Below are 22,274 nucleotides of genomic sequence, written 5' to 3'. Positions count from 1 at the left end.
CTGACGTCAGGCGCCGCCGGAGGTCGTCTGGTCGAGGTCCAGGTCGGCCGACGAGGGCTGTGCGGTGCTCGATCCCTGTGTACCGGACGACGTACTCGGGTCCGGTGCGGACACCGTGGTCGTCGGGGCCGGCTCCGTCGTACCGGTCGAACTGTCCGGGCTGGGTGTCCCGGTGCTCGGCGGCACGGACGGGGAGGTTGTCTCCACCGGCGACGTAGGTGCGTTCAGGATCGTCGGATCGACGCTCGGCTCCGGATTCGTCGTGGGTTCGACGGGCGCCGTCGGCTGCGGTGCCCCCGGAACGCTCGGTTGCACGGGCGGCACTGCTGCAGCTTCCGGCCCGGGAGGCAACGGCATTCCCGGGAGCGGTGGCGGCACCGGCAGCGGAGGAATCGCTCGGTTCATCTCTTCGGTGAGCCGCTGCAACCAATCGCCGAGTTCGTTACGTTGGCCCGCATCCCTGACCTCCGAGGACCGCACTTCCGCCGATTTGAGCAGTTCGGTCGCTGCCTCGGTTTCGCCGCCTGCGATCAGTTCTTCGGCCTTCTGCAAGGTCGAACTGGTATCGATCCTCGCCATGGTCGACTCGGCCTGTTCGCTGAACACGACTTCCTTGACGCCCCAGAGTGCGTCTCCCGGTTCCGCGCTGTACGAGACGGTGGCGGCACCGCCGATGGCAGCCGCGATGAGTGCGGCGGCTCCGGCAAGCGGGCGGATCAACCGGAGCTGACCCTTGGAACGCGTCGGCGGTTGCGCCGCCAGGGCCTCACGGGCACCGAGCTCACGGTTGACCGCCGCGACGACCTCGTCGAAATCAGGGCCTGCGGGTAGCGGATCTGCCAGGATCTCGGCTCGCCACCCCGCGAGCATCGTGGCGAGCTCGTACTCTTCGGTCGACTGGGTCTCCACTGGACCATCGCCCGAGATCGCATCGATGAGGGCGTCATCGCGCCGCACTGCCGCGATGTCCACGGGGGTGCCGTCGTCGGGAAAATCGTCGGATATGCCGTGCCCCGCGCCGCGCCTCCTACCCATTCCTCTCACCTGCTCTCGTCACTTCCTTCTTGAGTTTCGCGATGGCCCGGTGCTGGGCCACCCGGATCGCACCTGCAGTACTCCCGAGTGCAGACGCCGTCTCTTCGGCCGACATCCCCATGACCAGACGCATGATGAGGATCTCCCGTTGCTTCTCGGGCAGCGTGCCGAGCAGATCCTTCATCTGCCTGCTCGCTTCGGAGTTCAACGCGTGGTCCTCGGGACTGTCGTCGAGCGACATCACCTCGGGTACATCGGCTACCGGATCCGCACGGTTACGTGCGGAGTTGCGATGCGCATCGGCGACCTTGTGTGCGGCAATGCCGTACACGAACGCCATGAAAGGACGCCCCTGATCCTGGTAACGGGGCAACGCCGTCATCACCGCCAGGCACACCTCCTGCGCCACATCGTCTGCCGAAAGCTGTCCACGCTCGGCAGATCCGACCCGCGCCCGGCAATACCGGACGACGAGAGGCCGAATACTTGCAAGTACTCGAGCGAGAGCAGCCCGATCGCCCTGCGCAGCCGCAGCAACGGCGGAGCCCAACTCCTCACCCATAACAGTCATCGAATGCGCAAGTCCTGGCGTTACAAGTGACACGGTCCCCCAACCGGGCGTGCTTCCACCTGGCAGTGGAACGTCTCCAGAGTAACGACACCCCGTGACGAACCATCGCGGGCGGGCACCGAACTAGGGCCGGATCGTTGCGAACCGGCCTCCACCGCGCGCCACCGCCGTAGCGCATTCGTCACGCATGCGCTCGGCGCCGGCCCCCGCACCCAGACCGACCAGCAACATCGACGCTGCCCACTGCAGCGGAATCAGACTGTGCACAGCAGCCCTGCCACACACTTCGGTCGCAAGCTCGAGGGCTGGAGTCCGGTCCGGCGCATCGGTGAGTGCGGCAGCACGAATGAGGTCCGACTTCACTTGATGGCGTACCGACGCGAAAGCGTCGGAGGCGGTCGCAGCACGATCCGCGAACACACGCGCGGTCTCGAAGTCGCCGGATGCCAGGGCAGTCTCCGCCGTGACCCACGACAACCTGATCCGCTGACGCAACAGTCCGTCTTCGCCATGCAGTTCGTTGTCGCCCCACCGTGGCCTGGCGAGAACCTCGGAGCACCGCTCGAGCAGTCGATGCGCCTGAGCGAGTCGCCCCCGGCCGAGCGCGTCAGCGGCCAGTCCGGTCAACGCGTCGCAACGTGCCTCCACAAGTCGCAATCCCGACTCGACACTGCGAGTGTCGATGGCAATTCCTGCGATTGCGGCCAGTGCGCGACCGTCGTGCACTGCGGCAGCGCGGTGCCATCCGAGTTGCCTCAGGAACGATGCTTCGGTGCTCGCGGCAAGCGACGCCCACACTCCTCGCGGACCCGACCGGTTCACCACTGCCAACTCCGCCCGGGCGGCGCTGTAGCGGCCTTGCGCCCCGAGCGCGACCGCACGCATCCAGCGTTCTTCGATCACGGGAGTAGCCGTTGTGGGCACGTGGGACGGGCTCCCACCGAAGGCCGCCGCACGAAACGAGGTTGCGTCACCCCGAGGCTCCGCGCCGATTTCGGGTTCCGAGTTGCTGAGGATCAACATACGGAGAATCATTGCACCGCGACTGCAAAGTTTCCCATTCCCTCGGGTTCGAGAATTTCGCACTGGGTGCGCAACAATTCTCAAACAATGGATTCAGGCATTTCTCCAGTCCTGAAACCGACATCCAGTTGAACAAAGAATGAATTGCATACATGGTGCATGTAGGTTTCCGGGCGGTGAATCGTGATCTCGCACGTCGATTATCACAGCCCAGCACACCCCGCATCCGGAAGAAACCCCCAGGTCAGAGTCCCTAAACGATCGATATCACGGCACCACTTCGGCCTTGCAGCCCGTCATCGTGCCCGTACCGCGATCATGATCACCGACCAATGTAAATATTTTCGCCGTTAATTCTTTCCATTTTCGTTATGGACTTCACCACTGACCGAAGGCATTGACGAATAATCGTTACCACTTTTACGGTGAAGGAGCCGGACATTACTGGGGTCCGGTTCGGAAGGACGCCTTTCCGAACGATGGTCCGCTCCCCTACTCGGGTGAGCACGCTGCAAAGGAGTGCACATGCCCGCACCTCACACCCTGCCTGGTCCGAACGCCGACCTCTGGGACTGGCAGATGCATGGTAAGTGCCGAGGCGCGGACTCCTCCGTCTTCTTCCACCCGGACGGCGAGCGCGGTCGCGCCCGAAGCCAGCGCGAGAACCGAGCCAAGGAACTGTGCCAGAGCTGCCCCGTCCTCATCCAGTGCCGCGAGCACGCCCTTCGGGTCGCGGAGCCCTATGGCATCTGGGGCGGGATGTCGGAAAGTGAACGCGAGCTCTACACGCGACACCATCGCCGCAAGGTCGCGGTATGAGCGCCGCCTGGGCCGAAGCTCCCCCGCACCCGCTGCGGGGCTGACAGCCGGTTCCTGATGCATACCACCGAGACACGACGAAGCCCCGCACGGAGAAATCCGTGCGGGGCTTCGTACATCGTGACCCCCCGGAGCTCGCCGGAGGACCTGTACCGCCTAGTGGGCGTGTCCGTGCCCGTGGCCGTCGTCCTCGACCGGCTCGGGCTTGTCCACGACAGCACTCTCCGTGGTCAGAACCATCCGAGCCACGGAAGCAGCGTTGACGACCGCCGACCGGGTCACCTTCACGGGGTCGACGACACCGTCGGCGAGCAGATCACCGTAGGTGAGCGTGGCCGCGTTGAAGCCGTGCCCCTTCGTCGCCTCGGCGACCTTGCTCACCACGACCGCACCGTCGAGTCCGGCATTCGAGGCGATCCAGTAGAGCGGTGCCGTCAGGGCGGTCCGCAACACTGCGACACCGGTGGCTTCGTCACCGGACAGCGAGGCCTCGAGCTCGGCGAGCGCCAACGACGCCTGCACCAGCGCGGAGCCACCGCCGGGCACGATGCCCTCCTCGACGGCAGCCTTCGCGGCGTTGACAGCGTCCTCGACGCGAAACTTGCGTTCCTTCAGATCGGTCTCGGTAGCAGCGCCGACCTGGATGACGGCGATTCCACCCGCGAGCTTGGCGAGGCGTTCCTCGAGCTTCTCCCGGTCCCAATCGGAATCGGTGCTCTCGATCTCGCGACGCAGCTGAGCTGCGCGGTTCTCGATGTCCTCGGCCGAGCCTGCACCGTCGACGATCGTGGTGTTGTCCTTCGTCACTACGACACGACGGGCCGAGCCGAGCAGATCGAGTCCGGCCTCCTTCAAGGACAGACCGATGTCGGAGTTGATCACGGTACCTGCGGTCACGACGGCGAGATCGTCGAGGAACGCCTTACGGCGGTCACCGAAGAACGGAGCCTTCACCGCGACAGCCTTGAGCGTCTTGCGGATCGAGTTGATCACCAAGGTCGAGAGCGGCTCGCCCTCGATGTCCTCTGCGATGAGCAGAACCGGCTTACCGGATTCGGCGATCTTCTCGAGCAACGGCAGGAAGTCGGGCAGCGAGCTGATCTTCTCGCGGTACAGCAGCACGAGGGCGTCCTCGAGGACTGCTTCCTGAGCGTCGACGTCGGTGATGAAGTAGGGCGACAGGTAGCCCTTGTCGAACTGGACGCCCTCGGTGACGACGAGGTCGGTGCTCAGGGTCGAGGACTCCTCGACCGTGACCACACCGTTCTCTCCCACGACGGTGAGCGCTTCGCCCACCATCTCGCCGATCTCGGCGTCACGGGAGGACACCGTGGCGACCTGAGCGATGGCCTTCTTTCCCTCGACGGGAGTCGCTGCGGCGACAAGCGCCTCGGAGACCTTCTCGGCCCCCTTGGAGATCCCCACGCCGAGTGCGATGGGGTTGGCACCCGCGGCAACGTTCTTCAGACCGGCCTTGACGAGCGCCTGCGCGAGGACGGTCGCAGTGGTCGTGCCGTCGCCTGCAACGTCGTTGGTCTTGGTGGCGACACTCTTGACGAGCTGGGCGCCGAGATTCTCGAACGGATCCTCCAACTCGATCTCGCGAGCGATGCTCACGCCATCGTTGGTCACCGTGGGACCGCCGAACGCCTTGGCGAGCACCACATGCCGCCCACGGGGGCCGAGGGTGACCTTGACGGCGTCGGCGAGCTGGTCGACACCGCGCTCGAGGGCACGGCGCGCGGTCTCGTTGAACTCGATTTGCTTGGACATGTTCTCCGACTACTCCTGGGTTCGGATGATCCCCAACAGATTCCGCCCCGGGTCCGTTACGGAACTCCGGGGCGGAACAGTTGCGGCCTACTTTGCGACGACAGCCAGAACGTCGCGGGCCGAAAGGATCAGGTACTCCTCGCCGGCGTACTTGATCTCGGTTCCGCCGTACTTGCTGTAGATGACGACGTCACCTTCTTTGACGTCCAGCGGGATGCGCTTGTCGCCATCCTCGTCCCAGCGGCCGGGGCCGACGGCGACGACGGTGCCCTCCTGGGGCTTTTCCTTCGCCGTATCAGGAATGACCAGGCCGGAGGCAGTCGTCGTCTCGGCCTCGTTGGCCTGGACGAGGATCTTGTCCTCGAGCGGCTTGATGTTCACGCTCGCCACGATGAGCCCTCCACTTTCAGGGGTACTTGGGTCCGAGGCTCTCGTCGTCCTCGAACTCGGTTTTGTTCAGTCACCAGAGTGACTCCTCGCGCAGTCCCGTCGTCGCGGGTGCCGGGCCGACGCTCGGTGTCACTAGCACTCTATACATGCGAGTGCCAGCGCTCAAGGGCTGCGGGTGCTGACACGCGGAGAGCGAACGGGACGGCTCGCATGTTACGGTTCAATAACGGAAACCGAGAGCGTGACCATTCGGTAATCATGGCGGAGAGCGAACCTCGCCCCGACGATCGCCAGTCACGCACGAGAGGTGAACAATGCCAACGTCGCTAGGGATCTCCGTCGGCGCCTCCGGCGTCGGCGCGGCCCTGCTCGTCGACACTGCCACCGGGCTCACATCCGAGTACCGCAGGCTGGCGGTCGATTCCGACCACCACCGTGATGTCGGCGATCTCGTCTTCGATGCAATCTCGTTGATGACCACACAGGTCGTGGATCAACCGGTCCCCGACTCCATCACCGTCGCCTATCGCACCGAAGAGCAGGCAGACGCGATCCGTACCGCTGCGGAACGCCGAGGCAAACTCGTACGGCTCGTTCCCGAGACCACCGCCCTCCTGACGTACCTTCGTACCGTCGGAGCGCGCACCGAGCCCGGCTCGATCGCTATCGCCGATCTGGGCGCGTCCGGCACCACCGTCTCGGTCCTCGATCAGGAATCCGGCACCGTACTGCGATCTGCGCGGACAGACGACGTCAGCGGCAATGCAATCGGAACCGTGATCTACGACCACGTCTACCGCGCGACCAAACGCATGAAAATGCGCATGCAGGTCGATCCCGCACTTCTGAAGGCACGCTGTCAGGGCGCCCAGGAAGTACTCACCACAGCCGAACACACCCGGATCGACATTGCCGAAGCAGGGCCCGATGCCTCGGTGACCCTCACCCGCACCGATCTCGCGACACTCACCGCCGACCTGTCCGCTACCGCCGCCACCTTCACCCGTCAGGTCACGACCCAATCGTTGCCACGTCCGCGCACACTCGCCCTCGTCGGCGGTACTGCGGCAGTTCCCGCGTTGACCGACGCCGTCACCGACAGCTTCGACGGCCAGGTCATCACAGTCCCGGAACCCGCTTCCGCAGCAGCTCAGGGCGCTGCGCACCTGTCGAGCTCCGCTCACTTCGGCGGTTACGACGTCGTCGGTTCACCGAACGCTTCATCGACGTCGGCGGGCGCGCGCATGTCCGGTGCTGTGGCAGCCGCACTGGTGCTCGCCGCAGTCGTCGCCGGATTTGCCACCGACAAATTCACCGACCGGTCCGCCAGCACACCGGTGTCCCCTGCCGGGACCAATGGGGTAGTCCTCACGGAAGACCCGTCGCAGCCACCGTATCCGGAGGAGACCGATATCCCGTCGGCCGATCCCGACTCCTCCCTCTCATCGACGCGGAGCACCGAGAGCCGGTTGGAGGGGACGCCGCTCCCCACTCCACCACCGTCCACAATTCCGCAGACGGATATCCCCGTGTCGAACAGCAATCCCACGGCAACTCCGACCCCGATCGACCAGGTCCAGACGCTCGAGGCCGCACCCGACGAGACCACCGACAAGTGGCAGCCGCACAGCCCCGGTGACACGACGACCTCACCGCAGCCGACCCCCACCGATCCGACCGGTCCCACAACCCCTACCGACCCGACGGACCCCACGACACCGACGGACCCGACCGACCCCACGGACCCCACAGAGACGACCGACCCCACGACACCCACGGACCCGACGGACCCCACAGAGACGACCGACCCCACAGAGACAACCGAGCCCGACCCGGTGCCATCCGTCTCCCCCGAGCCGTCATCTCCGGCACTGACCACGCGGCCCGGACTCATCTCCACGACACCGCTCATCGAAGGACAATCGACCACCGAGAGCAACAACACCGGCGGGGACCCGACCCCCTCGGGCACCTCGACGACGACCGGGTAAGACGACCGGGTAAGAGGGAGACAGCGCCGTTCCGGGTCGAGATCAGGCCGAAACCTGTGCCACCGACACCGACAGCCCAGGATCCGTTCCCACGGACAGCGACGACGGAGTCGCTCCCCCCGCGATGAGGTGCGCGCCCAGCGCTGCGATCATCACGCCGTTGTCCGTGCACAACCGCGGCCGGGGTACACGCAGGGTCATGCCGGCTTCCGCGCAACGTTCCTCGGCCAGCGCACGCAATCGAGTGTTCGCAGTCGCGCCTCCACCGAGCACCAAGGTGTCGACACCGAGATCGCGGGCCGCACGCACCGCCTTCATCGTGAGCACATCGGCCACGGCCTCCTGGAAACCGGCTGCGACATCGGCAAGCGGTACCGGCTCACCGGCGCGTTCCTTCGCTTCGACGAACCGTGCGACAGCCGTCTTGAGCCCGGAGAACGAGAAATCGTTGCGGGCATCGCGCGGGCCTGTCATGCCGCGCGGGAACACCACCGCGTTCCGGTCTCCCTCTCGCGCGAGCCGATCGACCTCCGGACCTCCGGGATAGCCGAGTCCGAGCAGACGCGCGACCTTGTCGAACGCTTCCCCCGCCGCGTCGTCGACGGTGGTTCCGAGTTCGACGATCGGCTTGCTGAGGTCCTCGACGTGCAGGAGGTGTGTGTGCCCGCCCGAGACGAGCAGTGCGACGCACGGCGGCATCGGTCCGTGTTCGAGCGTGTCCACGGCGACGTGTCCGGCGAGGTGGTTGATCGCATAGAAGGGAACGTTCCACGCCGCTGCATATGCCTTGGCTGCGGCCACTCCGACGAGGAGCGCCCCCGCCAGGCCGGGGCCGATCGTGACGCATACCGCGTCGGGCTTGGAGATATCGGCCGAGGCGAGCGCTCGCTGCATCGTGGGCACCATCGCCTCCAGGTGTGCGCGGGAGGCGATCTCGGGAACCACACCACCGAATCGGGCATGCTCGTCGACGCTCGAGGCGACCTCGTCGGCGAGAAGTTCGAGCGTGCCGTCACCGACGAAACGGACGATACCGACGCCGGTCTCGTCGCACGAGCTTTCGATCCCCATCACGATCGGTCCGGTCACCGTCGTAGCTCCTCTCGCCGATCCGGGCGGCGCATGGTGTACGCGTCGGCCCCACTCGGCTGGTAGTAACGTTTCCTCGTCCCCACGACCTCGAAACCCTCACCCCGATACAACGCAATCGCGGCGTCGTTGTCGGTGCGGACCTCGAGGAACACCGGCCCACCCCATCGATCCGCGACATGCAGCAGCGCGGTCAGCAGAGCGCTACCGATCCCGCGGCGCCGGGCGCCGGGATCCACACCGATCGTGTGCACCTCGGACTCCGGGTCGACTCCGGTGCCGAGCCGTGCCAGCCCGGCGTAGCCGAGAAGAGTCCCCGACTCGTCCCGCGCAGCTACGTAGTAGTTGTGGGACGAAGCCAGTTCCGAACGAAACGCGTCTGCGCTCCAGGGGTCGTCTCCAGGGAACAATACGGTTTCGAGTTCTGCGCACCGGTCCACGTCGTCGCCGCGGAGTGCATCGATCCGCACACTCATCTGTGACGATCCGCAGTCGCAACAGCATCGGGCCGACGCAGGTACAGCGGTACCAATGGCTCTGGATCCCGTCCCGCACGCAGAGCCGGCGAGATCGCGGCAACCAGACCCGCAGGCGACGGCGAGTACACGGGTACTGCGGGAAGCGGGAACAGCGCAGCATGCTGGGCCGACCCAGCAACCCGGCGCGAGGGCTCAGAGGGCACCTCCGCAGGCTTGCGGACGTCGGGGCCCTCGGTACGGCGGCAGAATCCGTCGTACCGAGCGAAGTACACCTCACGACGTCGCGCGTCGGTGACCACGAGCAGTTCGCCGCCATCGGGTTTTCCACCGTGCGCATCCTGCGCGATTGCGTCGAGGCTGCAGACACCGTGGACCGGAATGCCGAGGGCATCACCGAACGCCGCCGCGGTGACCATGCCGACACGCAGTCCGGTGAACGGACCCGGTCCGACACCCACGACGATCGCGTCGAGATCGGCCGGTGTGTATCCGGCTTCGTCGAAGCACTCCAGGATCTGCGGAGTGAGGATCTCCGCGTGGGCCCGAGGGTTGTCGGTCAGGCGCACGGCAACCGTGGAGATGTGGGGTGCGTCTCCCTCACTGCCGAGTCGGACGAGCCCCGAGGTCACGACGGGTGTTGAGGTATCGACGGCGAGCACGAGCACGATTCACCAGGTTACCCGGTCCGCAGTCTTGCCAGGACTTCAGCGCCGGGTCAGTCGACCCAGGCCCATTCCGCACGGCGCACATCGGACCCGGGATCACGACGCAATCGCACGCGCAGGTGCCGGTCGGTGAGCTTCTCCACGAGCCCGCCGCCCCACTCGACCACCACAACGGCCGCGTCGAGGTCGGTGTCGAGATCCAGTGCATCGAGTTCGTCGAGGGCGTTCGGGCCGTCGCCCAGCCGGTACGCATCGACATGGACCAGGCCCACCGGTGGTGCACCGTCGCGCTGTCCCGGCCGATGCTCGCGGGCGATGACGAATGTCGGCGAGGTCACGCGGCCCTGTACTCCCAGCCCGGCTGCGAGTCCTCTCGTCAGTGCGGTCTTGCCCGCCCCGAGCGGACCGTCGAGCACCACGAGGTCCCCGGCGCGGAGATCTTCTGCCAGTCGGCGGCCGAACGCTTCGGTGTCCTCGACGGTCGGCAGTTCGACGGACTGTGCTGAATCAGACAATTGCGGCTCGTCTGGCAGAAACCTCATGCGCGAAACCTCGCTGGATCAGTCGGTCGATCGCACTGTTGACGATCTCCGGGAACTCGAATTGGACGAGGTGCCCGCCCCCGCGGACCCGCTCGAGTTCGGCTCCGGGAAGCGACTCGGCCAACGCCTCCGAGCTCGAGAACGGGATCACCATGTCAGCGTCGCCACAGAGTACGAGCGACGGCACCGACCCCAGCACGGGGAGCGCAGCGGATTCATCGTGCAGTTCGAGGGTGCGCAGGAAGTTCACGATCGTCAGTACCGACGTCTCGTCCAGCATCCGGTCGGACAACTCGGCGAGTCGCGGGCTGACCACCGTCCCATACGACGCCGCACGCAGGATCGGTGTGACTACCGCGCGCGCCATACCGCGTGCTGCCTGCACGAATCCGGGTGCGGTCCGCGCAGCGTACCGGAACGCGTCGATGACGGGGTTCTCGAGGTTGCGGCCGAGCCCGCTCTTGTTCAGGCCAGCAGCCGTGGTCGCGAGCAAACCCACGCCCACGATCCGGGACTCGAACAGGTCCGGCCGCTGGGACGCAAGAGCGATCGTCGTCATGCCGCCCATCGAGTGACCGATCACAACGACCGGCCCGTCCGGGGTGCATTCGTCGATGACCCGGCCGAGGTCGCGTCCGAGTTGCGCGATGGTGCACGAATTCCGGCCGGGCATACCGGACTCTCCATGGCCTCGCTGGTCGTAGAAGACCATTCGGACATCCTCGCCCCACCGCTCGCGCACGTGCCGATACTGCAGATGCCACGACTGCATACGCAGGCAGTAGCCGTGGACGAAGACGACGGTCAGCGGCGCGCGCGACGATCCGGATTCGCGCACCACGAGGGGGATACCGTCGTCGGTCAGGACGGTCCGCTGGGGCAGCCGCAGCAGAGCGTCGAAGTCCTCACCCCGGTACATCTCGTTGGCGGGCATTCCGGCGCTCCGCACGGCATACAGACCCGCCGATGATGCGAGCGTCACCAGACTGGCACCCAACAGACCCATTCGACCCATCAGCGTCATCGCAACACGCCTCCTTCACCACCTACATAGGTGCGGACGGTTCGGCCCCCGATCCCCGTCACGATCTCGTAGTTGATCGTGTCCAAGAGCTCGGCCCAGTCCTGGGCTCCGGGCTCACCGAGACGTCCGTCACCGAAGAACAACGCTTCGTCGCCCTCCTGTACTCCCCCACCGTCCGGGCCGAGGTCGACGACCACCTGGTCCATACACACGCGGCCCACCTGAGGGCGACGCCGACCGCCGAGCAGAACATCGATTCGGCCACTGAGATTGCGGCGGATCCCGTCGGCATAACCCATCGGCAACAGCGCCACCGTCGTGTCGGCGGGGGCAACCCAGCGGTGCCCGTACGACACACCCGAACCTGCCGAAACCTTCTTCACCAGCGCCACCCTCGTTCGCAACGTCATCACCGGCCGCAACCCGAAATCGCCCTGCTCCGGGATCGGCGTCAGCCCGTATATCGCAATTCCCGGCCGAACCATGTCGAATCGCAGGTCAGGTCGGGTAACGGTGGCAGCAGAGTTGGCCAGATGGACGACCTCGGGCGTCAGCGAGGCGCGCCGGAGGTCGTCAGCGGCCTGGTGGAGCCTGTCGCGTTGCACATCGATCTCGGGATGGCCGAGTTCGTCGCCGTGGGCAAGGTGTGAGAACAGTCCGCGCAACCGGACTGCGCCGGTCGCCTGCGCACGGGCCACATCGCGCACGAACTCGGGCCACTCGTTGCGTGCCACACCGTTGCGGTTGAGCCCCGTGTCGACCTTGGCGGTGATGACTGCGGTTTCGCCGATGCTTCCCGCGGCGGCAACTATGGCCGCGAGGTGGCGCGGCGACGAGACACCGAGTTCGATCCCGGCCGCGATCGCCGGTGCGTAGTCTGCGTCGACCGTGTGCAGCCATGACAGGATGGGCGCGTCGATTCCGGCGGCGCGCAACTCGAGCCCTTCGGCGAGCGTGGTGACGCCCAGTTCGCGTGCGCCGGCGGCGAGCGCCGCGCGGGCGACAGGGACTGCCCCGTGGTTGTAGGCGTCGGCCTTGACGACCGCCATGATCGCTGTGTCGCCGACGTAGTCCCGAAGGCGCCTGACGTTGTGCGCGACCGCGTCCAGATCGATGATCGCTTCTGCTTGAGGAAGCGATCGGCCGGTGGACGGGGTGCGTTGTAGGGCGGTCACATGAATTGATCCTGCCACCGCGACGATCGGTGCCTTCGGGGAGCCCGGGTGTGTCTGATTACGATTCGGATGCGTGGGTCCGCAGAATTCGCACCGCGGCGCGAAGATGTTCGGCGATGGTGCTTGCCGATACCGGTGCGGTTCCGACACTCTCGCCGTCCTCACCACGCGCTGCGAGATTCGCGGCAAGTGAGTGCGCGCGAGCGCCCGCAGCGGCAGCAAGGTCGATCGGCATGCCCGACGACACCAGCGCTCCTACGACTCCGGCCAGCAGATCCCCGGCGCCCGCGGTCGACGCCCACGATCCACCCGCATCGTTGACGAACGTGTGTCCGTCGGGTCGGGCGATGAGCGTGGTGCGTCCCTTGAGCAGCACGTGCACCTGGAGGTCCGCGGCGAGGCTGCGCGCAGAACCGAGCCGGTCCGACTGCGGGTCGTTGCCGGTGAGACGCGCGAACTCCCCCGCATGCGGAGTGAGAAGCGTAGGCGCGGCACGACCCCGCACGAGTGACGGGTTGCGCGCGAGGATCGTCAGGCCGTCGGCGTCGACGACCACCGGTAGATCGGTCGACAGAACGTCGCGCAGCGTGTTCTCCGCACGCGCGTCCGTGCCACCGCCCGGCCCGACCACCCACGCCTGTACGCGACCCGCAGCGTCGAATGTGGGCGCCGCGACGACCTCCGGATAATGCGCGAGTATCTCCGCTCCCGCGCTACCGACGTAACGCACCATTCCGGAAGTTGCAGCCACCGCTGCGCCCGTGCAGAGCACTGCGGCCCCGGGATACCGTGCGCTGCCTGCCACGATGCCGACCACACCCTGGCTGTACTTGTCGTCGTCCGCCCCGGGGACCGGCCAGATCGCGCCCAGCTCGGCGGGGTCCGCCGCTACCAGGTCCGACGGCGGCAGGTCGAGACCGATGTCGATCAGTTCGACGCGCCCGCATCGCGTCGGGGCAAGGACGTGCACGGGTTTGCGTGCACCGAACGTGACTGTGAGGGCGGCGGTAACCGCCGGGCCGTCGATCGCCCCGGTGTCGGGATCGACACCGCTCGGCGTGTCGACCGCGACGATCGGTGCGGTGATCGCATCGACGAGGACTGCCGCTGCCGGGCGCAACGGACCACGGCCGGATATTCCGACGATACCGTCGAGCACGAGGTCGGGATCGCCGAGATGCTCGGGCGTCGCGGTTGCCGTGCGGCCCCCCGCCGCGCGCAATGCGGCGAGTCCTGCAGGATGCGCACGATCCGGAGCGAGCAACAGTGCGGTCACCGCGACCCCGCGTCGACGCAGGAACGCACCGGCCCACAGAGCGTCGCCGCCGTTGTCGCCGGAACCCACGAGCAAGGTCACCGTCCGCCCCGCGACGGCACCTGTGCGCGCGCGAAGTTCCTCGGCCACCAGCCGCGCGAGCCCGAACGCGGCTCGGCGCATCAGCGTGCCCTCTGGCAGGACCGCCAGGTGTTTCGCCTCCGCGGCACGAACCTGCTCACACGGGTGGTAGCTGCGCATCGGGACTCCCGGTCGATCGATCTGCGCTTCTCGCGACTATTCGACGGTGACGGACTTGGCGAGATTACGGGGCTTGTCCACGTCGTACCCACGCGACTGCGCAACTTCCGCCGCGAACACCTGCAACGGCACCGTCGACAACAACGGCTGCAACAACGACGGCGACGCCGGGATCTCCACGAGATGATCCGCGAACGGACGCACCGTCTCGTCACCCTCCTCCGCGATGACCACGGTCACCGCACCACGGGCCTGGATCTCCCGGATGTTGCTGAGCAACTTGCTGTGCAGAACAGCACGCCCCTTGGGTGACGGCATGACGACGATGACGGGCAATCCGTCCTCGATCAACGCGATCGGCCCGTGCTTGAGCTCCCCTGCGGCGAAACCCTCCGCATGCATGTACGCCAGCTCTTTGAGCTTGAGCGCACCCTCGAGCGCCACTGGATACCCCACATGCCGCCCCAGGAACAGCACCGCAGGCGACGCCGCCAACGCACGCGCCAACTCCCGCACCGGCTCCATCCCGAGCAGCAACTGCTCGATCTTCGCGGGCATCGCCTCGAGATCCTGATATTCGCGCGCCACCTCATCGGGATACTTGGTGCCCCGCGCCTGCGCCAACGCCAACCCCACCAACAGGTTCGCCGCCATCTGCGCCAGGAACGCCTTCGTCGAGGCAACCCCGATCTCCGGACCGGTCCGCGTATACAGCACCGCATCGGCCTCACGCGGAATCTGCGCACCATTGGTGTTGCACACCGCAAGCACCCGCGCCTTCTGGTCCTTCGCGTGCCGCACCGCCTCGAGCGTGTCGGCGGTTTCCCCCGACTGCGAGATCGCCACCACCAGCGTCGACCGGTCCAGCACCGGATCCCGGTACCGGAACTCCGATGCCAGCTCCACCTCGACGGGCAACCGCGTCCAATGCTCGATCGCGTACTTCGCCACCAGACCCGAGTGATAGGAGCTGCCACACGCGACGACGAACACCTTGTCGATGTCCCGCAGTTCCTGATCCGACAGCCGCTGCTCGTCGAGCACGATCCGGCCGTCGACGAAATGCCCGCGCAAGGTATCGGCAACCGCGGCGGGCTGCTCCTCGATCTCCTTGAGCATGAAGTAGTCGTGACCGCCCTTCTCCGCAGCCGCGAGATCCCAGTCGATGGTGAACGGCTGCGTCGGCACATCGGTATTGCCGTCGAAGTCGGTGACCTCGTACGAATCCTTCGTGATCACCACGACCTGGTCCTGGCCCAGCTCGACGGCGTCGCGGGTGAACTCGATGAATGCCGCCACATCCGAGGCAATGAACATCTCACCGTCTCCGACGCCGACGACCAGCGGCGTCGAGCGGCGGGCCGCGATGATCGTTCCCGGATGGTCCGCATGCACGAACACGAGCGTGAACGCGCCTTCGAGACGGCGCAGCACACTGCGGGCGCTCTCGACGAAATCACCGGCCGTAGGCCCGTGTGCATACGCGCGGGCGACCAGGTGGACCGCGACCTCGGTGTCGGTATCGGATTCCAGTTCGACGCCTGCCGCTTCGAGTTCGGCACGAAGCGGCGCGAAGTTCTCGATGATGCCGTTGTGGACCACCGCGATCCGGCCGCTCGCATCGCGATGCGGATGCGCGTTGCGGTCGGTGGGACGACCGTGCGTCGCCCACCTCGTGTGTCCCATCCCTGCCGTGCCGTCGAATCGGTCCTCACCGATCTCGGCGAGTTCGGCTTCCAGGTTCGCGAGTCGGCCGGCCTTACGTTCGACGGCGAGCCCACCCGCGCCGTCGAGAACGGCGATGCCGGCCGAGTCGTAGCCTCGGTACTCCATCCGCCGAAGGGCCTCCACCACCACGTCGAGGGCACGGCGGTGCCCGACATACCCCACGATTCCGCACATGGTTAGCAGGGTACTTGGCACGCTCTGCTCATCGACAATGCGCTGGTGACCAGGTTGTGCACGGTACTCGGAGCAGATGCGGCACGCCCAGCCCGATCACCGCACCCGTCTGCCACGACGATCGGCTAACGTTCTCGCCGTGGCGGCGAACCCGAAATCCCTGGCTCGGCAACTCTCGAAGCGCGGCCCGCACACGGTGCTGCGCGGCGACCTCGCGCTCGCCGGTCTCCCCGGCATCGTCTACACCCCTGCGGAAGGCTTCAACCTTCCCGCGGTGGCGTTCGGTCACGGCTGGCTGACCGGCATCGGCAAGTACTCGGGGCTGCTCGAGCATCTCGCCTCGTGGGGGATCGTGGCTGCAGCGCCCGGCACCGAACGCGGCCCTGTCCCTTCCACCGTCGGGTTGGCCACCGATCTGCTGACCACCCTCGACATCTGCACGGGCGTCCGCCTGGGCACCGGCCGCATTAGCGTGCATCCGCACCGGCTTGCTCTCGTCGGGCACGGCATGGGCGCCGGTGCAGCGATTCTGGGTGCGGCGCAGCGCAGGGTGGGCGCTGTCGCGGCGCTCTACCCCGCCCCTACCTCTCCGTCGGCAGCCGAAGCCGCCGCCCGCGTCACAGCACCCGGGTTGGTGCTCGTCGGAGAGAAGAGTTTCGGCACGATGAACAGCGACGCGGTATCGCTGGCCCGGAATTGGGGCGGCGAGGACGTGCAATTGCGCGTCGTCGACAAGGCCGACGACCAGGGGCTCGTGGAAGGCCGTCGCCTGCTCGGCGCCCTCGGGTTCGGTGGGGCCGAGCGGAAGACGCAGGAGCGCACCCGGGCGCTCCTGACCGGGTACCTCCTGAACCTACTCACCGACGACAAGACCTACGCGGCGTTCTCCGATCCCACGACCGAAATTCCCGGTTCCACCGTGATCGCGGATCCCGCTCTGGTCGAGGACGATCTCGGTAGCCGCATCAACAAGTTGCTCAGCAGCTAGATCCGGCGTCGTCACAACGGTCCTGCCTCGGCGAGCACGACTCCGTCGTCCTGGGGCGACTCGGTGTCGGCGGGGTCGGTTGCCGCGGCACCCGCATTCACGCCCGTTCGACCGTTGGCAGCTCGGCTTTCGGTGGGTGCCTGAGCGACCATGGCCCCGGAGGGTGGCGACGCGTCCTGCGACGAAGGCGGCTCTTGCGGTGTGGACGGCGGTTGTGGAGCCGGGCCGGACTCGGCCGCCTTCGGCGCGAGCACGGCCGGGTCTGCCGGCTCTGCCTGCACGGCCGGGTCTGCCGGCTCTGCCTGCACCGCCGGGTCTGCCGGCCCTGCCTGCACGGCCGGGTCCGGTGGGGGCTCGAAGCCCTCGACGCAGGGCCTGGCGATCCCGGACGCGGCAGCGGCGGTGAAGGCGGACGCGGCAGCGTCGGTGACAGCGGCTGCTCCCTCCATCGCGGCCGTCGCGAGGTCTGCTACTGCACCGGTCAGATCCGTAACGGCACCGATCAGTTCTCGACCGGCATCCACGAGGTCTGTCGCCGCTCCGAGGATGTCATCCGGCCCTCCGGTATCGACCGTGCCGAAGGGACCACCGCCGAACTGTCTCGACTGTCTCGCGGGCTCCGACGCCGATACAGGTGTGTCGAGCGGGTCGAAGGCACGGGTGATCGCGACGAGGTGGCGGTCGACGGTGTCGTGGGCGATATCGCACACCTCGATGAACCGATCGATCCTCGACTGCATCGTCGGCGCGAACACCTCGTCCAACCAGTGCTCGCACCACGCCGCGACTCCGGCCGGCTCGGGAGCGGGTGTGCCTGCCTCCGCGCACCACCGTGCCACCTGCTCCATGGTGGGGCCGCCGTCGCCGCCCGTTCCGGCGATGATCGTGCCGACGTGCTCGGGGGTCCGGCCGGCGACCGACATGTCCGCGAACGGTCCGATGACGTTCGCCTTCTCGTCGACCGCACGGGTGATGCCTTCGACGGCAGCCGTGCAGGTTCTGGCCAGCACATCCACCGTGTCGCACAGCATCGCACCGCGCTGCACGGTTCGATGCAGATCGTCGTGGGCGAGGTCGCCGACATCTCCTCGCCACGCCGAACGTAAGGCGCGCACTCCGTCCGACTGCTCCGCGACCAGGCTGACCAGGTCGCCTGCGAGTCGGGTCAGCACGGCTGCGTCGTCGGCGAGTACCGACACGTCGAGTCCGATCTGCTCGTCGTAGCGTGCGCGCAAACCTTCGACGGTGATCCGGTCTGCGATGCCGACGCTGTGAGCGTGCGGAAGGTACGCGGCGAAGAAATCCAGACCGCGTGCACCGGCATCGAGCGACAGGGACGGACCTGTCCTCGATGAGTTCACGGAGCGAGGTCCGTCCGGGTGCCGCGGAGTGCGTCGAAGGTGGCCTGTTCCTGGTCGCGGTATCCGTCCGCGGCTCTCGCCGCGGCATCGGAAGACCGGTTGGTCACCGCGGTCCATTCGTCGAGCGCTCGCCGTAGGCGCCGATACCCCTCTTCGAGGGCAGCCCCTCGCGATCGATACGACTGCCCTGCGTGTCGCGGCCCGAATTCCAGGGCGCCGAGCGCACGGCGACATGTCCGGTCCGCTGACATCGCAGAACTGGTCACCGTCGAAACGACAGCCCGGACGGCTGTGCCGTCGAAATACAGTTCGGCTCGTGGCTCCACGCCCACTCCTTCACGTGTCGGTCGACACCATCACAGAGTTTGACGCAGCGGCAGCTGATCCGGTTCCCCGTTCGACGAAAAGAACCGCCGCGGTACGGCGATCATTTTCCCTCAGACGCCGGCAACGACTTTCGCCAGTCGATCGGCAACAGCCTGTGCGTGCGTGTTCTCCGACGCCTCGACCATGACGCGGACGAGCTGTTCGGTGCCGGATGGTCGCAACAGCACTCGCCCGGTAGTGCCGAGTTCCCGTTCGGCTTCGGCAACGGCATCTGCGACCGCCCGGTTCGCCGCGACCGCGGCTTTGTCCGATACTGGGACATTGACGAGGACCTGCGGGAGCGACTGCATCACCGCGGCCAGATCGGCGAGTGACGTTCCGGTCACTGCCATCCGTTCCATCAACCGCAGTCCGGTCAGAACGCCGTCACCGGTCGTGCCGTGCGCGGGGAAGACGATGTGTCCGGATTGCTCTCCTCCGAGGGAGAATCCGCCACGGCGGAGTTCCTCGAGCACATACCGGTCGCCGACGCCGACTGTCACGACCTCGATTCCGGACTCCCGCATCGCCAGGTGCAGACCGAGATTGCTCATGACGGTTGCGACGAGTGTGTCGTCACGCAGTTCGTCGCGGTCTCGCATGCTCAGTGCGAGCACCGCCATGATGGCGTCGCCGTCGACGACCGCGCCGGACGCATCGACCGCGAGGCAACGATCCGCGTCGCCGTCGTGTCCGAGGCCGAGATCGGCGCCGTGCTCGATCACGGCTTTCTGCAAGGACGCGAGATGCGTCGACCCGCAACCGTCGTTGATGTTGAGGCCGTCCGGTTCGGCGCTGATCGCAATCACCGTGGCGCCGGCCGCGGCATAGGCGGCGGGCCCGACGTGTGACGCCGCGCCGTGTGCGCAGTCGACCACCACTGTGACACCGTCGAGGGACACGCTCGTCGCGCTCGCAAGGTGCGCCAGATAACGATCTGCCGCGTCGTCGGCGGTTCGGATCCTGCCGACACCGGCTCCGGTCGGTCGGGCCGGAGGCGTTTCATCGTGCAGTGCAGCTTCGATCCTGCCCTCGGCGGCATCGTCGAGTTTGTGACCGCCCGCGGCGAAGATCTTGATTCCGTTGTCCGGCATGGGATTGTGTGACGCGGAGATCATCACACCGAGGTCCGCAGCGTACTCACCGGTGAGATATGCGACTGCCGGAGTGGGCAGCACACCGACCGACACGACGTCGACGCCGGCTGCGGCAAGCCCCGCGGTGACGGCGGCCTCGAGCATCTCGCCACTCGCACGCGGATCACGCCCCACCACGGCAACCCGGCGACGACCGTCGCGGGCGGGCGCGAGCACGGTCGCCGCCGCTCCTGCGAGTCGCATCGCCAATTCCACCGTCAATCCGGCGTTCGCCATCCCGCGAACCCCGTCCGTGCCGAACAACCGGGCCATACACACGTCCTCACGTCGAGTCTTCGGAAGACAGGTCACTCGTGGACGCTGTCACCGGAATCAGAATGCACGAAAGCAGGCACCGGTAGTAGTTCTCTACCGGCGCCTGCTCTCGTGGTCGAACAGGTGCCGAAGCTGACGAGGTCAGCGTCGGCGACACATCAGCGCTTGGAGTACTGAGGTGCCTTACGGGCCTTCTTGAGACCGTACTTCTTACGCTCGGTCGCACGCGGGTCACGAGTGAGGAAGCCTGCGCGCTTGAGCGCCGGGCGATCCTCGGGGGTGACCTCGGTCAGCGCACGCGCGATGGCGAGACGCAGAGCGCCGGCCTGGCCGGACGGTCCGCCGCCGTGCAGGCTCGCGTGGATGTCGAACGACTCGACGCGCTCGACGGTCACCAACGGCGACTTCACGAGCTGCTGGTGCACCTTGTTCGGGAAGTAGTCCTCGATGGTGCGTCCGTTGAGCACGAACTTGCCGGAGCCGGGCACGAGGCGGACGCGAGCGACTGCCTCCTTACGGCGACCGACGGTCTGGATCGGACGATCGAACACGATCGGCGCGACGGGTGCCTCGACGAAGTCCTCGGCAACCTCCTCGACGACGTATTCGTCCGCGGCAACCTCGACGTTGTCGGCGTACTCTTCGGGATTCACGTTCTGCTCCTCCGGCGCCGTCACTGGGCCACCTGCTTGATCTCGAACGGCACCGGCTGCTGCGCGGCGTGGGGGTGGTTCGGGCCCGCGTAGACCTTCAGCTTCTTCGCGATGGCGCGGCCGAGCTTGTTCTTGGGGAGCATGCCGGTGACGGCCTTCTCCACGAGGCGGTCGGGGTTCTTCTCGAGAACCTCGCCCACGGAACGAGCGCGGAGACCACCCGGGTGACCGGAGTGGCTGTAGAGGAACTTGCCTTCGCGCTTGTTGCCGGAGATGGCAACCTTGTCGGCGTTGATGATGACGACGAAGTCACCACCGTCGACATGCGGAGCAAAGGTGGGCTTGTGCTTACCGCGGAGCAGGTTTGCCGCCTGCACCGCGAGGCGGCCGAGCACCACGTCGGTGGCGTCGATTACGTGCCACTGATGGGTCACGTCGCCGGCTTTCGGTGTGTACGTAGACACAGATCTTCCTCGTCTATCGTTTCGCTGCTGGCCCGCGTGCCGCGCATAGTCGACCTCGGCGGCCAGTTGAGACCCGAGAGACGACGTTTGCCGCGCACATGGCTACGACAGCGTGCGACACGCCGATCGCACATAATACCCGCCGGAGGGCTGCAGGGTCAAAGCGCGGCAGCTCCCACTTCCCGAGCACGCGATGTCCCGGCGGCCTCTCCACCCCCGGGACATCGCGCAGCGGGGTCTCCCCCATCCCGCATGGCGGGCAGATTTCACCCGGGGAAACGTCCCTTGTTCAGCGCCTCGGTGTCGCGCATCCTGTCGTTGCCGCCGGCAACGGCAGAGTTGATCTCGAACAGGACCTGATTGAGCCCGAGTTGCGCCTGATTCCAGCGTTCCTGTGTGCCTCGGTAGGTTTCCTGGGCGTCGCCGCCCCAGGTTTCGATCAGCGGGGCCACCTGGCGCGCAATGCGGTCGAGCGTGTCGTTCATGTTCTTCTGCAGCGTGGAAAGTCCCGCGTGCAGATCATCTATGCCGCCGAAATTCTGATAGATCTCGCCATCGGGCATGTGGGTTTCCTGTCTGTTCGAAGTGGTCCTGGACTTGCCGTCCAGTGGGCTGCCGACGTACGTCGGTCGATCAGTAAGTTCCGCTCAGGGACGAACCGGATCCCGGATCGACGCGATTCAACGCCGCAGATTGCTCCTGTACGGCTTCCTCGTAGGACCGGCCACTGCTTCGAACGCCCTCTGCCAGTTCGTCGAGTGCCAGGTTCAGCTGCCTGCCATTGCGGTCCCAGCGTTCCATGATTCCCGCGAATTGATTCGCTGCCTTGCTTCGCCACACTTCGTCGACCGCCGCGACTCGCGCACGAAGCGCCTGGATCGTGCCTTCGAGTTCGGTTCGCGAGTCCTGCAGCTGACTCGCGACCACTTCCATGGTCACGACATCAGTAGTGACCTGCCCCCCGCTACCGCTTCCGTCCTCGCTCATCGCGTACCCCTCCTTTGTTCGGCGTTGCGGTTCCCTCGGCCCCCGTTGG

General features: G+C 66.6%; 23 protein-coding genes. 3 read left to right on the top strand and 20 right to left on the bottom strand.

Features of this window, described 5'->3' with window-relative positions; genetic code table 11:
- Nucleotides 1–6: 6 nt before the first annotated feature.
- The 3 genes from MWU77_RS21285 to MWU77_RS21275 all read right to left on the bottom strand — a co-directional run bounded on the left by MWU77_RS21285 (nucleotide 7) and on the right by MWU77_RS21275 (nucleotide 2,629).
- Nucleotides 7–1,035 (bottom strand): anti-sigma-D factor RsdA, encoded by a 1,029-nt coding sequence (locus tag MWU77_RS21285; protein ID WP_169685615.1) that lies wholly within the window; start codon nucleotides 1,033–1,035, stop codon nucleotides 7–9.
- Complete coding sequence (locus tag MWU77_RS21280) at nucleotides 1,028–1,606, bottom strand: sigma-70 family RNA polymerase sigma factor (RefSeq protein ID WP_169685613.1); 579 nt, start codon at nucleotides 1,604–1,606, stop codon at nucleotides 1,028–1,030. Before MWU77_RS21280 ends, MWU77_RS21285 begins: the two co-directional genes overlap by 8 nt.
- A 123-nt stretch (nucleotides 1,607–1,729) precedes the next feature.
- On the bottom strand, nucleotides 1,730–2,629 hold the full coding sequence (locus MWU77_RS21275) for a hypothetical protein (RefSeq protein WP_169685611.1): 900 nt from the start codon (nucleotides 2,627–2,629) through the stop codon (nucleotides 1,730–1,732).
- A 525-nt stretch (nucleotides 2,630–3,154) separates the two neighbouring features.
- On the opposite strand from MWU77_RS21275, the gene MWU77_RS21270 reads away from it, so the two are divergent.
- A complete protein-coding gene (locus MWU77_RS21270; RefSeq protein ID WP_054719026.1) occupies nucleotides 3,155–3,448 on the top strand; it encodes a WhiB family transcriptional regulator in 294 nt (97 codons plus the stop codon).
- A gap of 156 nt (nucleotides 3,449–3,604) precedes the next feature.
- On the opposite strand, the gene groL is transcribed toward MWU77_RS21270, so the two are convergent.
- Both groL and groES read right to left on the bottom strand, forming a co-directional pair.
- Nucleotides 3,605–5,221 (bottom strand): chaperonin GroEL, encoded by a 1,617-nt coding sequence (groL, locus tag MWU77_RS21265; RefSeq protein WP_169685609.1) that lies wholly within the window; start codon nucleotides 5,219–5,221, stop codon nucleotides 3,605–3,607.
- An 87-nt stretch (nucleotides 5,222–5,308) separates the two neighbouring features.
- Nucleotides 5,309–5,611, bottom strand: coding sequence for a co-chaperone GroES (groES, locus tag MWU77_RS21260; protein WP_006550071.1), 303 nt, complete (start codon nucleotides 5,609–5,611; stop codon nucleotides 5,309–5,311).
- Between the two features lie 314 nt (nucleotides 5,612–5,925).
- On the opposite strand from groES, the gene MWU77_RS21255 reads away from it, so the two are divergent.
- Complete coding sequence (locus MWU77_RS21255; protein WP_247274697.1) at nucleotides 5,926–7,602, top strand: Hsp70 family protein; 1,677 nt, start codon at nucleotides 5,926–5,928, stop codon at nucleotides 7,600–7,602.
- A 42-nt stretch (nucleotides 7,603–7,644) separates the two neighbouring features.
- Here MWU77_RS21255 and tsaD read toward each other — a convergent pair whose 3' ends face one another.
- The 8 genes from tsaD to glmS are packed head-to-tail and all read right to left on the bottom strand — an operon-like array spanning nucleotide 7,645 to nucleotide 15,994.
- Nucleotides 7,645–8,673, bottom strand: a complete 1,029-nt coding sequence (tsaD, locus tag MWU77_RS21250; protein ID WP_247274729.1) for a tRNA (adenosine(37)-N6)-threonylcarbamoyltransferase complex transferase subunit TsaD — start codon at nucleotides 8,671–8,673, stop codon at nucleotides 7,645–7,647.
- Between the two features lie 14 nt (nucleotides 8,674–8,687).
- Nucleotides 8,688–9,167: a ribosomal protein S18-alanine N-acetyltransferase gene (gene rimI / locus MWU77_RS21245; protein ID WP_247274696.1), complete on the bottom strand. Its 480-nt coding sequence runs from the start codon at nucleotides 9,165–9,167 to the stop codon at nucleotides 8,688–8,690.
- Nucleotides 9,164–9,835 (bottom strand): tRNA (adenosine(37)-N6)-threonylcarbamoyltransferase complex dimerization subunit type 1 TsaB, encoded by a 672-nt coding sequence (tsaB, locus tag MWU77_RS21240; protein WP_247274695.1) that lies wholly within the window; start codon nucleotides 9,833–9,835, stop codon nucleotides 9,164–9,166. The genes rimI and tsaB overlap by 4 nt, the downstream gene beginning before the upstream one ends.
- A 50-nt stretch (nucleotides 9,836–9,885) precedes the next feature.
- Entirely contained in the window at nucleotides 9,886–10,350 is a 465-nt protein-coding gene (gene tsaE / locus MWU77_RS21235) for a tRNA (adenosine(37)-N6)-threonylcarbamoyltransferase complex ATPase subunit type 1 TsaE (protein WP_240958877.1), read from the bottom strand.
- A complete protein-coding gene (locus MWU77_RS21230; protein ID WP_247274694.1) occupies nucleotides 10,343–11,401 on the bottom strand; it encodes an alpha/beta fold hydrolase in 1,059 nt (352 codons plus the stop codon). The genes tsaE and MWU77_RS21230 overlap by 8 nt, the downstream gene beginning before the upstream one ends.
- Nucleotides 11,398–12,576 (bottom strand): alanine racemase, encoded by a 1,179-nt coding sequence (gene alr, locus MWU77_RS21225; RefSeq protein WP_169685597.1) that lies wholly within the window; start codon nucleotides 12,574–12,576, stop codon nucleotides 11,398–11,400. The genes MWU77_RS21230 and alr overlap by 4 nt, the downstream gene beginning before the upstream one ends.
- A 58-nt stretch (nucleotides 12,577–12,634) precedes the next feature.
- Nucleotides 12,635–14,092, bottom strand: a complete 1,458-nt coding sequence (locus MWU77_RS21220; protein ID WP_169685595.1) for an NAD(P)H-hydrate dehydratase — start codon at nucleotides 14,090–14,092, stop codon at nucleotides 12,635–12,637.
- A 36-nt stretch (nucleotides 14,093–14,128) separates the two neighbouring features.
- Complete coding sequence (gene glmS / locus MWU77_RS21215; protein ID WP_169685593.1) at nucleotides 14,129–15,994, bottom strand: glutamine--fructose-6-phosphate transaminase (isomerizing); 1,866 nt, start codon at nucleotides 15,992–15,994, stop codon at nucleotides 14,129–14,131.
- Nucleotides 15,995–16,133: 139 nt separating this feature from the next.
- Between glmS and MWU77_RS21210 the strand changes: the two genes are divergently transcribed.
- Nucleotides 16,134–16,982, top strand: a complete 849-nt coding sequence (locus MWU77_RS21210) for a dienelactone hydrolase family protein (protein ID WP_169685591.1) — start codon at nucleotides 16,134–16,136, stop codon at nucleotides 16,980–16,982.
- Between the two features lie 11 nt (nucleotides 16,983–16,993).
- Here the strand turns inward: MWU77_RS21210 and MWU77_RS21205 are convergent, their stop codons facing one another.
- From MWU77_RS21205 to MWU77_RS21175, 7 genes are all read right to left on the bottom strand, one after another.
- Entirely contained in the window at nucleotides 16,994–18,343 is a 1,350-nt protein-coding gene (locus MWU77_RS21205) for a hypothetical protein (protein WP_247274693.1), read from the bottom strand.
- Nucleotides 18,340–18,669, bottom strand: a complete 330-nt coding sequence (locus MWU77_RS21200; protein WP_169685587.1) for a hypothetical protein — start codon at nucleotides 18,667–18,669, stop codon at nucleotides 18,340–18,342. The genes MWU77_RS21205 and MWU77_RS21200 overlap by 4 nt, the downstream gene beginning before the upstream one ends.
- A gap of 111 nt (nucleotides 18,670–18,780) precedes the next feature.
- Nucleotides 18,781–20,118, bottom strand: coding sequence for a phosphoglucosamine mutase (gene glmM / locus MWU77_RS21195; protein WP_247274692.1), 1,338 nt, complete (start codon nucleotides 20,116–20,118; stop codon nucleotides 18,781–18,783).
- A 161-nt stretch (nucleotides 20,119–20,279) separates the two neighbouring features.
- Nucleotides 20,280–20,798, bottom strand: coding sequence for a 30S ribosomal protein S9 (rpsI, locus tag MWU77_RS21190; protein WP_169685583.1), 519 nt, complete (start codon nucleotides 20,796–20,798; stop codon nucleotides 20,280–20,282).
- Nucleotides 20,795–21,238, bottom strand: a complete 444-nt coding sequence (gene rplM / locus MWU77_RS21185) for a 50S ribosomal protein L13 (protein WP_054714919.1) — start codon at nucleotides 21,236–21,238, stop codon at nucleotides 20,795–20,797. The genes rpsI and rplM overlap by 4 nt, the downstream gene beginning before the upstream one ends.
- A gap of 266 nt (nucleotides 21,239–21,504) precedes the next feature.
- Nucleotides 21,505–21,801 carry a WXG100 family type VII secretion target gene (locus MWU77_RS21180; RefSeq protein WP_169685581.1) on the bottom strand — a complete coding sequence of 99 codons (297 nt, stop codon included), beginning with the start codon at nucleotides 21,799–21,801 and terminating at the stop codon, nucleotides 21,505–21,507.
- 70 nt (nucleotides 21,802–21,871) lie between these two features.
- Nucleotides 21,872–22,225, bottom strand: a complete 354-nt coding sequence (locus MWU77_RS21175; RefSeq protein ID WP_169685579.1) for a WXG100 family type VII secretion target — start codon at nucleotides 22,223–22,225, stop codon at nucleotides 21,872–21,874.
- Nucleotides 22,226–22,274: the final 49 nt, after the last annotated feature.

The organism is Rhodococcus sp. F64268 (genome assembly GCF_023015605.1).
Lineage (GTDB): Bacteria > Actinomycetota > Actinomycetes > Mycobacteriales > Mycobacteriaceae > Rhodococcus.
This window is presented reverse-complemented; position numbering and strand designations above follow the sequence as displayed.

Coding starts and splice junctions, on each gene's coding strand:
- MWU77_RS21285 (WP_169685615.1), bottom strand. CDS start 1,035: ATGGGTAGGAGGCGCGGCGCGGGGCACGGCATATCCGACGATTTTCCC.
- MWU77_RS21280 (WP_169685613.1), bottom strand. CDS start 1,606: ATGACTGTTATGGGTGAGGAGTTGGGCTCCGCCGTTGCTGCGGCTGCG.
- MWU77_RS21275 (WP_169685611.1), bottom strand. CDS start 2,629: ATGTTGATCCTCAGCAACTCGGAACCCGAAATCGGCGCGGAGCCTCGG.
- MWU77_RS21270 (WP_054719026.1), top strand. CDS start 3,155: ATGCCCGCACCTCACACCCTGCCTGGTCCGAACGCCGACCTCTGGGAC.
- groL (WP_169685609.1), bottom strand. CDS start 5,221: ATGTCCAAGCAAATCGAGTTCAACGAGACCGCGCGCCGTGCCCTCGAG.
- MWU77_RS21255 (WP_247274697.1), top strand. CDS start 5,926: ATGCCAACGTCGCTAGGGATCTCCGTCGGCGCCTCCGGCGTCGGCGCG.
- tsaD (WP_247274729.1), bottom strand. CDS start 8,673: ATGGGGATCGAAAGCTCGTGCGACGAGACCGGCGTCGGTATCGTCCGT.
- rimI (WP_247274696.1), bottom strand. CDS start 9,167: ATGAGTGTGCGGATCGATGCACTCCGCGGCGACGACGTGGACCGGTGC.
- MWU77_RS21230 (WP_247274694.1), bottom strand. CDS start 11,401: ATGACGCTGATGGGTCGAATGGGTCTGTTGGGTGCCAGTCTGGTGACG.
- MWU77_RS21220 (WP_169685595.1), bottom strand. CDS start 14,092: ATGCGCAGCTACCACCCGTGTGAGCAGGTTCGTGCCGCGGAGGCGAAA.
- glmS (WP_169685593.1), bottom strand. CDS start 15,994: ATGTGCGGAATCGTGGGGTATGTCGGGCACCGCCGTGCCCTCGACGTG.
- glmM (WP_247274692.1), bottom strand. CDS start 20,118: ATGGCCCGGTTGTTCGGCACGGACGGGGTTCGCGGGATGGCGAACGCC.
- MWU77_RS21180 (WP_169685581.1), bottom strand. CDS start 21,801: ATGCCCGATGGCGAGATCTATCAGAATTTCGGCGGCATAGATGATCTG.
- MWU77_RS21175 (WP_169685579.1), bottom strand. CDS start 22,225: ATGAGCGAGGACGGAAGCGGTAGCGGGGGGCAGGTCACTACTGATGTC.